The organism is Candidatus Omnitrophota bacterium (assembly GCA_030650275.1).
Lineage (GTDB): Bacteria > Omnitrophota > Gorgyraeia > Zapsychrales > Fredricksoniimonadaceae > JACPXN01.
This window is the reverse complement of sequence record JAUSEK010000023.1, coordinates 260142-273445: the sequence shown is the minus strand read 5'-3', so window position 1 is coordinate 273445 and position 13304 is coordinate 260142. Positions and strand designations below refer to the sequence as shown.

General features: G+C 55.3%; 14 protein-coding genes. 1 reads left to right on the top strand and 13 read right to left on the bottom strand.

Annotated features, from left to right (window positions below; translation table 11 throughout):
* Nucleotides 1-2 precede the first annotated feature (2 nt).
* The 9 genes from Q7K71_07305 to dtd all read right to left on the bottom strand — a co-directional run bounded on the left by Q7K71_07305 (nucleotide 3) and on the right by dtd (nucleotide 8363).
* The gene (locus tag Q7K71_07305) at nucleotides 3-1292 is read right to left on the bottom strand and encodes a glycine--tRNA ligase (GenBank protein MDO8675900.1); all 1290 of its coding nucleotides are present in this window, start codon (nucleotides 1290-1292) and stop codon (nucleotides 3-5) included.
* A 91-nt stretch (nucleotides 1293-1383) separates the two neighbouring features.
* Nucleotides 1384-2091 carry a 16S rRNA (uracil(1498)-N(3))-methyltransferase gene (locus Q7K71_07300; protein ID MDO8675899.1) on the bottom strand — a complete coding sequence of 236 codons (708 nt, stop codon included), beginning with the start codon at nucleotides 2089-2091 and terminating at the stop codon, nucleotides 1384-1386.
* Nucleotides 2092-2136: 45 nt separating this feature from the next.
* Entirely contained in the window at nucleotides 2137-2958 is an 822-nt protein-coding gene (panB, locus tag Q7K71_07295) for a 3-methyl-2-oxobutanoate hydroxymethyltransferase (GenBank protein MDO8675898.1), read from the bottom strand.
* Complete coding sequence (locus Q7K71_07290) at nucleotides 2955-4265, bottom strand: FAD-dependent oxidoreductase (GenBank protein ID MDO8675897.1); 1311 nt, start codon at nucleotides 4263-4265, stop codon at nucleotides 2955-2957. Before Q7K71_07290 ends, panB begins: the two co-directional genes overlap by 4 nt.
* Entirely contained in the window at nucleotides 4175-5053 is an 879-nt protein-coding gene (locus Q7K71_07285; GenBank protein ID MDO8675896.1) for a sulfide/dihydroorotate dehydrogenase-like FAD/NAD-binding protein, read from the bottom strand. Before Q7K71_07285 ends, Q7K71_07290 begins: the two co-directional genes overlap by 91 nt.
* The gene (locus tag Q7K71_07280; protein ID MDO8675895.1) at nucleotides 5053-5190 is read right to left on the bottom strand and encodes a hypothetical protein; all 138 of its coding nucleotides are present in this window, start codon (nucleotides 5188-5190) and stop codon (nucleotides 5053-5055) included. The genes Q7K71_07285 and Q7K71_07280 overlap by 1 nt, the downstream gene beginning before the upstream one ends.
* 23 nt (nucleotides 5191-5213) lie before the next feature.
* A complete protein-coding gene (locus Q7K71_07275; GenBank protein ID MDO8675894.1) occupies nucleotides 5214-7145 on the bottom strand; it encodes a DUF3352 domain-containing protein in 1932 nt (643 codons plus the stop codon).
* Between the two features lie 2 nt (nucleotides 7146-7147).
* Nucleotides 7148-7933: a TatD family hydrolase gene (locus tag Q7K71_07270; protein ID MDO8675893.1), complete on the bottom strand. Its 786-nt coding sequence runs from the start codon at nucleotides 7931-7933 to the stop codon at nucleotides 7148-7150.
* On the bottom strand, nucleotides 7920-8363 hold the full coding sequence (gene dtd, locus Q7K71_07265) for a D-aminoacyl-tRNA deacylase (protein MDO8675892.1): 444 nt from the start codon (nucleotides 8361-8363) through the stop codon (nucleotides 7920-7922). The genes Q7K71_07270 and dtd overlap by 14 nt, the downstream gene beginning before the upstream one ends.
* 168 nt (nucleotides 8364-8531) lie before the next feature.
* Between dtd and Q7K71_07260 the strand changes: the two genes are divergently transcribed.
* Nucleotides 8532-10694, top strand: coding sequence for a DEAD/DEAH box helicase (locus Q7K71_07260; protein ID MDO8675891.1), 2163 nt, complete (start codon nucleotides 8532-8534; stop codon nucleotides 10692-10694).
* A 3-nt stretch (nucleotides 10695-10697) separates the two neighbouring features.
* Here Q7K71_07260 and Q7K71_07255 read toward each other — a convergent pair whose 3' ends face one another.
* From Q7K71_07255 to Q7K71_07240, 4 genes are all read right to left on the bottom strand, one after another.
* On the bottom strand, nucleotides 10698-11243 hold the full coding sequence (locus Q7K71_07255; protein MDO8675890.1) for a thermonuclease family protein: 546 nt from the start codon (nucleotides 11241-11243) through the stop codon (nucleotides 10698-10700).
* Nucleotides 11240-11974, bottom strand: coding sequence for a DNA repair protein RecO (recO, locus tag Q7K71_07250; protein ID MDO8675889.1), 735 nt, complete (start codon nucleotides 11972-11974; stop codon nucleotides 11240-11242). Before recO ends, Q7K71_07255 begins: the two co-directional genes overlap by 4 nt.
* 87 nt (nucleotides 11975-12061) lie before the next feature.
* On the bottom strand, nucleotides 12062-12601 hold the full coding sequence (locus Q7K71_07245; protein ID MDO8675888.1) for an ORF6N domain-containing protein: 540 nt from the start codon (nucleotides 12599-12601) through the stop codon (nucleotides 12062-12064).
* Between the two features lie 278 nt (nucleotides 12602-12879).
* Nucleotides 12880-13221 (bottom strand): hypothetical protein, encoded by a 342-nt coding sequence (locus Q7K71_07240; protein MDO8675887.1) that lies wholly within the window; start codon nucleotides 13219-13221, stop codon nucleotides 12880-12882.
* Nucleotides 13222-13304 lie beyond the last annotated feature (83 nt).

Genomic DNA, 13304 nt, shown 5'->3' with positions numbered 1-13304 from the left:
TCCTATAACGCTAAATGTTCGATCAAATAATGTTTCAGTCCATCGACGGGGATGCGTTCCTGCGCCATGGTGTCGCGGTGGCGCACCGTGACCTGGCCGTCCTCCAGGGTCTGCACGTCCACGGTGACGCAAAACATGGTCCCGACCTCGTCCTGACGGCGGTACAATTTTCCGATCGCGGCTGTATCATCATACACACAAACCATGTCTTTTTGTAGGCCGGCCTTGATTTTCTTGGCCAGGGTCACGATGCCGTCGTTCTTTTTTAAAAGCGGCAGGACCGCGACCTTGACGGGTGCCAGTTTGGGATGAAATTTAAGGACAACGCGAATGCTGTCCTTGACCGTTTCTTCGTGATACGCGTCCACCAAAAACGCCAGCGCGGCCCGGTCGCATCCGCCCGACGGTTCAATGACATGCGGATAAAACTTTTCATTGCTCACCGGATCCTGATACTGCAGGTCCTTGCCGGAAAATTGAGCATGTTGTTTGAGGTCATAATCCCCGCGGTTGGCAATGCCCTCCAGCTCCGACCAGCCGAAAGGAAATTTGTATTCCACGTCCGTGCATCCGGCCGCGTAATGGGCCAGCTCTTCCTTGCCGTGCTTGCGCAATTGCAGATTTTCCTTCTTTATTCCCAGCTCCAGATACCATTGATGACGCGCCTGTATCCATTCTTCATGTTTGCGCGGGGCATCCTCGGGACGGCAAAAATATTCGATCTCCATCTGCTCAAATTCGCGGGTGCGGAAGGTGAAATTGCCCGGCGTGATCTCATTGCGGAATGCCTTGCCGATCTGGGCGATGCCGAAAGGCAGTTTGCGGTGGGTGGTGTCCACGACATTGGGGAAATTGACAAAAATGCCCTGCGCTGTTTCGGGACGCAGATACACCGCACAACTGGAGTCCTCCATGGCCCCGACGCTGGTCTTGAGCATCAGATTGAACGGCCGCGGTTCGGTGAATTCCACGGCCCCGCAACCGGGGCATTTGCCTTTCAGGTGGTCCTGGCGGAAGCGGCGTTTGCATTTCTTGCAGTCCACCAACGTATCAGTAAAATGATCGGTATGCCCGGAGGCCTTCCAGGTCGTCGGATGCATGAGGATGCTGGCATCCAAACCCACAACATCATCGCGCTGATGGACGACCGACTGCCACCACGCGTTCCTGACATTACGCTTGAGTTCCACGCCAAAAGGCCCGTAGTCCCATGCCCCGGCTAACCCCCCGTAGATCTCGGAGGATTGAAAAATAAAACCGCGCCGTTTGCACAGCGCGACAACTTTGTCCATCACATCATTTTCAGCCATAATAGAGAAGATATTTTAGCAAATGGGGATTAAAAAGCAAGACGAAATACCTGCCCCGCCAAAGGCGGGGCCCTTAGAAAATCCTTCCGACCAGATACGGCAGGACAGCTTCCACCCTTAATATCCTCGGCCCCAGATCCGCCATTTGAAAACCCAAAAAGGTCAATTTTTCGGCCTCGTAGTCAATCAGACCCCCCTCCGGGCCGATGACCAGGGTCACGGGGCCGCGAACGTTTTGAGGAGGCGGCGTTCCGGTCCCCGGATGGGCGACCAGACCTAATGTCCCTTTGGCCAGGGCGGGAAGCTCATCTTCAACAAAGGGTTTAAACCGCTCACGCAGATCCACCCGCGGCAAAACCGTGTCCTTGCCCTGCTCCAACCCCAGGATCAACTGTTCGCGAACCGCTTCAGGCCGCAATGCCGAGGAGTTCCATAAAGATTTTTCAACGCGGAAAAAATTGAGCAAAATGATGCGCTTGATGCCTAAAGAAGCGGCACAGACCAGCGTCCGCTTCAGGACATTCGGCCGCGGCAGGGCCATCACAAGCGTCAGGGGCAAAGCCGACGGCGGCTCCGCCTCCAGCCGCACGTCCATTTCAACGGCATCATCGCCCATGACCGTGATCGTGCCCTTGCCCATCTGACCGTTCAATACACCGACGGACAATGCCTCACCGGCATGGGCGCGATGGATGTCGCGGACATGCATAAAACGTCGCCCGCCCAACCGCACGCGGTTGGTGGAAATAAAATCAGGATCAAAAAGCAGGATAAGATTCATAAAAATAGTGACAGGCACTAATTAATTAGGATTTAAGAAATAGGATTAATTGGTGCCTGTCACTATTTTCTTAAGTTCATCCGGAGGCATGTGGAAAGAATGGGCGTCGTCGGGAAATTTGCCTTCCAGCACATCATTCTTGTAAGCCCTGGCCGCGGCCTTGATGACAGCGCTTAAATCCGCGTACTTCTTGCTGAACTTTGGCTGGTATCTGTCAAACAAACCCAAAAGGTCGTGGGTGACCAGCACCTGGCCGTCGCAATGGGGCCCGGCGCCGATACCGATGGTGGGAACTTTCAACCGACCGGTGATCAGGCGCGCTAATTCCATCGGGATGCATTCCAGGACTATGCTGAAACAGCCGACCTCTTCCAGTTTTTTGGCTTCCTCTAAAATCACCTTGGCAGAGGCGGTGTCCTTGCCCTGCACCTTCATTACGCCGGCGGTTTGCGGGGTCAGGCCCACATGTCCCATGACCGGAATGCCCGCTTCAATGATCTCTCGGGCGGTTTGCGCGCAGTCCTCGAACCATTCCAATTTGATGGCCTTGCATCCTAAGTCCATGAACTGCCGGGCATTGTCCAGCGCGGCCTGCGCGTGCGGCTGGTAAGCGCCATAAGGCATATCTCCGACGACCAGGGCATTTTTGACCGCCCGGACCACCGCCCCGGCATGGTGCAGCATCTCCGTCATGCCCACCTCTTTGGTGGACTCCAGCCCCAGGACCACGTTGGCCAGAGAATCACCGACGAGGATAATATCAATGCCCGCCTCATCCAAAAAGCCGGCAGTCGGATAATCGTAAGCGGTCAACACCGTGATCTTCTCGCCCCGGCGTTTTTTTTCAAGAATGCCTTCAACCGTCATGGCCGGTCCTTTAAGTAGCGTATGATGTTTTGTGCCGCGGCCTTGCCCGAAGCAATGGCATCCACCACAGATCCGGCGCCTGTGGTGACCGTGCCGGCCGCGAAGATCCCCTCCATGCTGGTCTGTCCGGTCGCGGGGTCCACCCACAGCGTCCCGTCGGTGTTGCATTTTAATTGCGGCATCTGACGGGCTAAAAATGTGTTGGGTTTAGACCCGTTGGATAAAATGACGGTTTGCGCTTCGATCTCTTGGGGGGCATCCGCACGGCAGCGTATCGCGCGGGCAAAACCCTCGCCATCCTCCAGGATCGCCAATAACTCCAACCCCGTGTGCAGACGCACTCCTTCCTCAACAGCCTGGCGGACGTCGGCACGGGAAGCGGTCAATTCTTCTTCCAGACCGGAAAAAACCAGGTCCACGTCCTGCCCGAAACGCCGGCCCAAACGCGCCGCGTCAAAAGCGGCACTGTCCCCGCCGATCACGGCCATCCTTGGTCCTCTCATCAAAGATCGCGCGGCATCAAACACCCTGTCCTTTCCGTGTATCTGGGCCCTCATCAGGAATTCCTGCGCGTAATAAACCCCGCCGCTGTTATGCCCCGCAATAAGGGAAAGGTCCGGGACCGCCGCGCCCACGGCAATGAGGAGCGCGCCGCAGCCCTGACGGAAAAGGTCTTCGGCCGTCACCGTGGCGCCCACAAAAACATTGGTTTGGATCTCAACGCCCATGGACTCAACGAAAGCGATGGTTTCATCCAGGACCTTTTGGGGCAGGCGGAATTCCGGAATGCCATAACGCAACAGTCCGCCGGGAAACGGCATGGACTCTAAAACATCGACCCTGTGCCCGGCCGCGGCCAGTTCATGCGCCGCGGCAAGCCCCGACGGGCCTGAACCGATGACCGTAACTTTTTTGCCCTGCGGTTTCACCATATTTTTTTTCTTGTCGGCCTTGGCGGCCCCGCAATCCGCGGCATACCGTTCCAAAGCGCGGATGGAAATAGGCGCGCCCTCGTCGTTAAAAATGCAGGCGCTCTCGCACGGAGCGGGGCAAACGCGGCCGCAGATACCCGGAAAAGGATTGTTCCTGCGGATGACGCGCAAAGCCCCGGGGGCGTCATCCTCGCGCAAAAGACGGATGAACCCCGGAATATCAATTCCCAACGGACAGACCATGCACGTCGGCTGGGCGCATTGGGGACAGCGGCGGGACTCTTCTAGGTTTTGTTTTTTGACGAACCCAAGAACGACTTCATGAAGGTTGCCAGCCCTCTTGTCCCCGGGTTGTTCGGACGGGACAACGGCCATCCGCCCTCCTTTAACGTGTTCATGCGTTTTTCCAGATCATCAAAATCCACCTGATGCCCGTCGAAAGACGGGCCGTCCACACAGGCCAGCTTGAACGCGCCGCCGACACGGACGCGGCAGGACCCGCAAGTCCCAAATCCATTGGCCATGAACGGGCTTAACGTCACCTGTATGGGAATGCCCTTGACCCCGGCCATGAGGCTGCAGGCCCGCATCATTTCCGCCCCACCGATCGCATAGACATATTGCACCTTGAATTTGTTCAGGAGTTCCTGCAGGACCTCGGTGGCCAGGCCTTTGCGTTCGTAAGACCCGTCATTGGTGGTGATAAAAAATTCGTCGCAGACGACCCGCATCTGGGACTCGAGCATCAAGACTTTTTTGGACTTAGCGCCGACAATGCCGATGACCTTGTTGCCTTTTTTCTTGAGCGCCCGGCACAAGGGCAGGATCTGCGCGGCACCGATGCCGGTTGCCACCGCGATCACCAGCCCGTATTTTTCAACAACCGCGGGGCGGCCCAAAGGCCCGACAATGGTCTTGGGCGACTGGCCGAGGCTCAAAGACCCCAGGGCCCTGGTCGATGAACCCACCTCGTGCACAATGAGCGAAATGACCCCCTTGCGCTCGTCGGCATCCACAACGGTCAGAGGAATGGCGTGATCAACCCCGTTGGGGGTCAGCATCACGAACTGACCGGGCAGCACACGGCCGGCAATGCCGGGCGCGTGAAAATCCAAACGCTTGATACCCTGGGCAAGGACCTGTTTATGGACGACTTTATACATTAGAAGAACATCCAAGGAGGAGGTTTAGGCATGGCGGCCGCGACGTTGACCGCCTGCCCCAGCAAATTAAAAACCCCGCCGACCAGCTGGAACGGCAGGGTCAATAAAGAACAACCGCTCTGGGTCAGGCACAACAACAGCAAAATAACGATGGGTGGTCTTAGTTTAATAAGATCTCCGTTTCAAAAGACCGGCCGGTCAATGCCGTCTTCACGCCCAAAGCCCTGAGCGTCTCCAACCCCTTTAACACAGGGACCACGACCTGCCGGGAATTGAACATCCACAATTTGGCGGACTGGGCCTGTGCCTGATACTGGGCGGCCAGGACGTCCAACTCGCCGCTCTGGGCCGTACCGGTCTTGATGTCGTCGCGCAGGGCCTGGACCGACTGACGGAGATTTTCAACGGCGTCGGGCGCCACCGAGGGGTCTTCGATCTTGCGTTCAGCCAGCGTCAACTCCACGGTTTTGGCCGCCATGACCCGGGCGATCGCCTCTTTTTTGGCTTCGCTTTCCTGCTGGAAAGCCGAGGCCGCGGTGGCCTGGGATGACATATATTTGTCCGCCCAATCCAATAATTCCCGCAGGCGTTTGGCGAATACGTCCAGGCGCACAAACGCCACGGCATTGGCCTTGTCCGACGCTGATAAGCCAAAAGCGCGCGCGGTCTTGTCCGCGCCCAAAGAACGCGACGCATCAGCGGCCGTATCAATGGATTTCTTCAGCAATTGACGGGTGGAAGAAAAAACCAGGTAATCACCGATAAAACAATACCCGGGATCCATGTTGGGCCCCAAAGGCACGGGCGCGTAACGGATCTTGACCTTGGAATGGTCCTCCTCGAGAACGGGCACCAGGAGATCAGGGGTCAACTGGGCCAAAAGACCTTCGGTTTTAGTCCGGTCTTTGACTTTCAAAAAAACCAGAAAACGCGGATAAGGGAACATGCCCGTCGTGTCCACATCGGTCAAATACCCTCCCGCCTCATTGCCCAAGAGCGGCAGGACGTCGGATTCAAACTGGAGCCCTAAACGTTTTTCCAGACGGCGTTTGAACTGCCGGGCCTGCTCCTCCACGGACGGCGGTACCGCCTGCGCCTGTTCGCGCAGACGCTCCCACACTTGCTTAAAATCATAGCAGGCCCCCCATTGGTAGGCAATGACGCCCGGGGGGACGAATTTGACGGGCGGCTGTTCCGACGGCGGACAGGACAGGGCCTTGCGCGCCTCCGGGTTCATCAATGCCGGATCAACGCCCACGATCAGTTTCCAGCGGTTGACCTCGCCGGGCAAAAAAGAAAGGCCGTAGGACTCAACACCGGTGGTCCGGGCGGACATTTCTTCAAGGTCCTGCGCTTCCCACGCGGCCGCCCGCTGTTTTAAAACATCATTCAAAGACCGGGCATTGACATAAAAGAACCCCTGTCCGGCTGGATACGCCCGGCCGGCGACAAAAGCAAAATTCCCGTCGGAAACAAGCCCCGGCGCTTTCTTGTGATAAACGTCGATGACTTTGTTGAGCATCAGGGAATCGCCGGGCGCTGCCACCAGAAGATCGCCCAGGCGCACGTATTGAAAAACGACATTTTTCTTTTTCACGTCCACCGTGATGATGGACGCACCTTGATACTCACGGCGGGAGGTCACCACCTCATCGCCCCACTGGTCCCCGAAACGGCTGATGATCTCGGCCGCATGCACCGACGGTCCAAGGCGCAGGGCGAACAAAAACCCTCCATCCTCATAAAATCCAAAAGCGACCTCTTTGCCGAAAACGATCCGGGCCCAGGGATTTTGGATGAACGCATTGATCCCGCTTAAGAATTCTTCGATCCGCTTCACCCGGGGCTGCCCGACATTGTTGCGGACAAGGACCTTGGGGACATCGATGGCGGAAATATTTTTCCAAAAGGAAGATCCGCCTGCCTTTGTGATATTCTCGGCAACATGGTCCAGGCGGGCGTAAAACACGGGCTGGGGCGGGAACACGTCCTGCATGGCGATGCTTTTGCCGCACACCAAGAACAGGGATATCCCGATCGCCAAAACCAGGACAACCAGCAGCGCGACCCGTATCTTCATTTTTTGTTTCATGGTCAGATCTTAAAAAATGTTTTCGCGTTGGCGTTCACTGTTCCCAAAACAACCGTCTCGTCCTCGTTTTTCAAACGGCTCAACGCCGTCCATGTCCTTAAAACATCCTTAGGTTCAGCGTCAAAGGGCTGTGGCCCATTGTAACGCACCGGACTGTCCGTCTCAACAAGGATACGTTCCAGCGGCGCGTGGGCCATGGCCTCGCGTGACTGCGGACTATAGGCCACGCTGGGGCTGGTGGAAACATAATAGCCGGCTTCCAATATCCCGTCGAGAATGTCCAGAGGCCCGCTGTACCAGTGGAACAAGGCCCGGCGGACCCGGGCGGCTTTGGTCATGGCCAGACAATCGCCCCAAGCACCGCGGCTGTGGATGATGATGGGCAGATCGAATTCATTGGCCAGGTCCAAATGGGCCTGGAACGATGCTTTCTGCTGATCGCGTTCGGCCTCATCCTTGCGCGCCTGCTTGTACCAATAATCCAGTCCTGTTTCCCCGACGGCAACGGCATGGGGCAAATGCGCGCGCATGAACGCTTGCGCTTCCATGGACTCCTGCGGCTTGATCATGCCGGGATGGACGCCGAATGCCGGATGAATGCGGGGCCGGGCACCTGTGGTGAGCGCAGTCGAACCATGGGCCTTGGCAATATCCTCTGTTTTTCGCATGGAATCCAGGTCCACACTAACGGCCACGATATCGCTGACGCCGGCCGCATCCGCCCGCTGCAAAGCGCCGTCCCTGTCGGCGAGTTGGTCAACATGCGCGTGGGTGTCAATGATCAGCATCGAGGATGAGTGTCACGGGACCATCGTTGACCAAGGCCACCTCCATCATGGCACGGAAACGGCCGGAGGCGACGGTTACTTTAGAATTCTTTAACCGCGCGACAAAATGTTCATAAAGTTCTTCGCCCTGTTGGGGATCGGCCGCCGCGTCAAAGGAAGGCCGCCGGCCTTTGCGGCAGTCGCCGTACAGCGTGAACTGGGGCACGACCAAAAATTCCGCGTTCACGTCCCGGGCGCAGAGGTTCATTTTTCCGCCGCTGTCCTCAAAAACGCGCAGTTCCAGGACCTTGTCTACCAGACGGTCGGCTTCATGGGCCGTATCGCCTTTGGCAACGGCCAAAAAGACCAGCAGCCCTTTGCCGATCCGCCCCACCGCCTCGCCGCCAACGGTCACGCGGGCCTCTTTCACCCTTTGAAGGACAATACGCATGAATAGTAATGATTTTAAAATGTTTATACCCCAGCGTCAATCAAATAAAGGCCTGCCCCGCTTCTTGCTTTCGCAAGAAAGCAGCGGGGCATGCACGTTATCGTATATGCAATAGTATAAACAGGCGTTACATTGACATCGGTATCTGTTTGTGTTAGAAAACACGATATGGACTTGAAAGAACTTTTAAACCGTTATTCCTTCCCGCAGGATGTGATCGACGTTTTAACCGCCTCCGGCATCAGCAAGCTGCATCCTCCCCAGGCCGAAGCGATCAAAAAAGGCGTGCTGGACAAAAAGAACCTGGTCATGGCCGTGCCCACGGCCGCCGGAAAAACCCTCATCGCTGAACTGTGCATGTTAAAGTCCATTTTGCATGAGAACGGCAAATGCCTGTACATAGCCCCCCTCAAAGCCCTGGCCAGCGAAAAATACCACGAATTTAAGGACAAATACGAAAAACTGGGCATCAAGATCGGCATCGCCACCGGCGACCTGGACTCCCCAGGCAAATATCTGGACAAATACCAGATCCTCATCGCCACGGCGGAAAAAGTGGATTCGCTGTTGCGCGCCAAATCCGGATGGCTTATTCCCAACCTGTCCGTCGTGGTCCTGGATGAGATCCATTTCATCAACGATGAAAGCCGCGGGCCCACGCTGGAAATCCTCACCACCCGCATCCGGCAGATGAAGCCCGGCATACAGATCCTGGCCTTGAGCGCCACCATCAGCAATGCCCAAGAGATCGCCGGATGGCTCAATGCCGAACTGGCGTACAGCCAATGGCGGCCCATCCCCCTCAAAGAAGGCGTGTATTACAATGAACGCATCATGTTCAACAATGACTCCATCCGCATCGTCAAGGAAGAAGGCCCGGATGACCTGAATAAACTCACCCTCGACACCCTGCGCGGCGGCGGGCAGGTGCTGGTCTTCGTCAATTCCAGGCGCAGCGCGCAGGCCTCCAGCCGTGAACTGTGCGGATCATCGTCGGCTGTCTTAAAACCCGAAGAAAGGATCCTGCTCAAAGACCTGGCCAAACAGATCGCGGAAGATCCCGGCGCCACCAAGGTGTGTAAAAAACTGGCGGATGCCGTGTCCCATGGCTGTGCATTCCACCATGCAGGGCTGACCCCCCGGCAAAGAACGCTCATCGAAGAGCATTTCAAAAAGAACATCATCAAGGTCATTTGTTCAACCCCGACGCTGGCCGCGGGGGTCAATCTTCCGGCCCGGCGGGCCATCATCCGCGACTGCAAACGTTATGCCAGCGGGCTGGGCTCTGTCTATATCCCGACGTTTGAATACAAACAATGCGCGGGCCGCGCCGGACGGCCGCAATACGACGATCACGGCGAAGCCGTGCTCATGGCCAAATCCCTGTCCGAACAAAACGCCCTGTTTGAAAGATTCATCCTCGCCAAACCCGAGCCCATCACCTCAAAACTGGGATCTGAATCGGCGCTGCGCATCCACGTCCTGTCTTCCGTCGCCGCCGGATACGTGCACGACATTGACAGCATGTTCGCGTTCTTAAGCCATACCTTTCTGGCCTATCAGCGCCGGGGCATCAACCTCATCGGCCTGGTCGGAGAAATTTTTGACTTTCTGCACCAGAGCGGGTTCATTGACAAAAGCGGGTTCCGGTTCTTCACCACACCGTTCGGCAATTATACCAGCCGCCTGTACATTGACCCCATCACGGCGCTCACCCTGCGCGATGGCCTGAGGAAGATCCATGAGGGAAAATCCTTCTCGCCGGCGGGACTTTTGCATCTGATGGCCTGCTGTCCGGACAGCGAATTGTTAAATGTCAGTAAAAGCGATCACGACGAACTTGAAGGGCTGGCGCAAAAACTGGAAGATGAATTAGTCATGACCGCGGACGACCTGCCTCTCCTGCAGGATGCTTACGCGTTTTACGCGACCTTAAAGACCATGGGAATGATGGGCCGCTGGATCGACGAGGAAAAGGAAGAGACGATCTGCGATGATTTTGGGGTCGGCCCGGGTGACATTTACCGCCACGTTGAATCCATGGGATGGCTTTTGTACGCGGCAGGAATGATCGCCGAACTCAACCACTACAAGAACCTGACCTTTGTCCTGGAAAACCTGCGCAGCCGCGTCAAATACGGCATCCGGGAGGAACTACTGGAACTGGCCGGTTTAAAAGGGGTCGGCAGGATCCGGGCACGGCAGCTCTTCAAGCACGGCTACCGCAAACTCGGGGACCTGAAATTCGCCACTGCGGGCCATATCAGCGCCATCAAGACCATCGGCAAGGCGCTCGCCGACGACATCATGGCGCAAATTACAAGAAGGTAGCAGCTACCTTCTTGCGTCGGACCATAACCCGCGTTTGGCCTCGCGGGCCTCGTCAAACCATCGTTTGAATTCGCGGGCATGGCGGACATTGGGCGGTATGGTTAACGGATACGCGTATCCCTCGCGGATGATCTTTTCGTTCACAAAGGTACCGTCGGGCAAATAGAGATAGGCCAGCAATCGCCCATACTTGTCGCGCTGTTCAACATCAAACTCCAGACGCACCTGCTGTCCGGCCAATAAGGACCGCGCGAACCTGGCCGCCTCCCTGCCCATGGCCAATTGCGTTTTCCCGTCGCTATGCCGGCGCCGGACATCCCGCAGCAATTTGTCATTGTCATGCGCTTCCGGCGTGTCAATGCCGACCAAACGCACGCGCTCGCCATTGTCTAATTTGATCGTGTCCCCGTCATAAACGTACGTAACGCGCTGTAGCCCTGCCCCGCCTGTGGCGGGCTGCTCGAGGGCGGGTTTGTGCAGCGCAAACAGCGACACCAACACCAGGGCCAGCCCGCCGCCGGCAAATTTTATCCAACGTTTCTGTCTCATGTCAAAAATTGGGCGGAGCGCAGATGCCGCTCCAGATGAAAGACCAGAAAATGGTTGAGGACGTATTTCAATTCTTTCCTGACGGACAACGCGAGGGCAAGCCGCAGGACCGCGGGCCACGGACTTTTCTGGATGTGCAGGATGGATGCCACAGCACCCCTGGAAATGGCCACCGTGTCCCCCGACGCGCCCTGGCAGGACGGACACAAAAGTCCGCCGTGCTTTAAACTGAACCGCGCTGTCCCGTGGATCATGTTCGGACAGCGCACGCAATTTTCCAGATGGGGCCTGAACCCCGACAGGGACAGGATCTTGATCTGGAACGCGTGCACCAATTTTCCGGTATCATGCGCCGTCTGCAGGGACTTGAAAAAATCCTGCATGAGCCGGTAGATCTCCCCGTTCTCTTCCTCGGCGGGCATGACCGCGTCCACCAATTCTAAAACATAGCTGGCCGCGGTCATTTTCTTAAGGTCCGCGCGCAAAGGATAAAAATACTCCTTCATGTCGCAATGGCTGACGAGGTGGATGTCGGAGTGGCGGTGCTGGTAATAGACGAGGTCATTGACGGAAAAACGGTCCAAGCTGGAGCCGAATTTCCTGGGGTCTTTGCGGATGCCTTTGAGCACGCCTTTGACCTTTCCGAAATCAAGGGTGAAAAACGTGGCGATGCGGCTGGTCTCGCGGAAATCAAAACTTTTAAGGACGATGCCTTCGGTCTTGGCGATCATAGTTCGGGTAAGTTATGGCCTCATTGAATTATCCCAAAACCAACGGGGAAAGCCAGAGTTTTACGTGGAATTTACTGCCCAAGAGTTTCAAGGATTAACAATAAACCCTATTTTAGTCTTCTTGTATGCTTCATCCGGATAGGTTATCAGCCTTTTAATGGCCTCAAAAACGACCCCGAATTGATTATCGTATTTCTTTTCCATGTCTTCGATCTTTTGCCTAAGGTCTTTATGAGAAAGCATGATCTCTCTTAATTTTGTAAAGACCCTCATAATTTGTATGTTCACTTCAATGGCCCGATCGCTATGCAATACGCTGGACAGCATGGCCACGCCCTGCTCTGTAAAAACATACGGCAATTTACGCGTCCCTCCCCAACTTGATATCGCAAATCGCGATATCAAGTGATCAAACTCTTTTCTGGTCAACTGGAACATGAAATCGGGTGGAAATCTCTTCATATTCCTCTTAACCTGCTCATTTAACCGGAAGGTCGGTACTTTGTACAGTCCGGCCAGGTCTTTGTCACACATGACCTTATGCCCCCGGATCAAAAAGATCTTGTTTTGAATGATCTCAATAGATACAGACCTTTCTGTTTTTGTGACAAATTTCTTTTGCGGCATGGGATATCCCCTTTCTTTGGAAACAAAAGTGTTGTGTAAAAAAACTGGACCGTTTTTGATTGGGGAATTTTATGAACTGCCGCCGATCGGGGAAATCGGCTTGGATGCAACTTAATATTATCAAAAATCCGTTATAATACCAATGATTTTAACCATGTGAAGATTGAGGAGGGCCGTCTTCTTTATTTAGCCCAAGAAACTCCCTCAGGTCCGTCATGGGCTGGATGTTGATAATGACCGGCACAAAGCCCGGGGCGTTCTGTAAATGAAACCACAACTTACGGAAGCGTCAGCGACGTAAGTTGTTCGGCCGGATTTATCCCGAGCGCAGCGAGGGAGGCGAGGAAGTATTTGATGAGTTTGTTGGCTTCTGCTTTGAGTTGTTCTTGATTATCCCCCTCCCTGGCCCTCCCCACAAGGGGGAGGGAATCACCTTGATCAAAGATAAAATCAAAACGAAATGGGTTGTCGGGATGGACCTTGAGGCCTTTGAGGATTGGGGGGTTAAAGGCAGGGCTTAGGGCAATGCGGGTACCGGGAGCAGGCAAAACCAGTTCCTGGGCATAGACGGGCAAAGCTATGCCATTGCCTAAAAAGGCAAAAAGCAGGCCCAAAGCCAAAAAGCGTCTTATTCTTGGATTTAAATACATGGTGCAAAAAGTATATACGATATTTTAACGAATTGCCAATCGGTGCTATAATG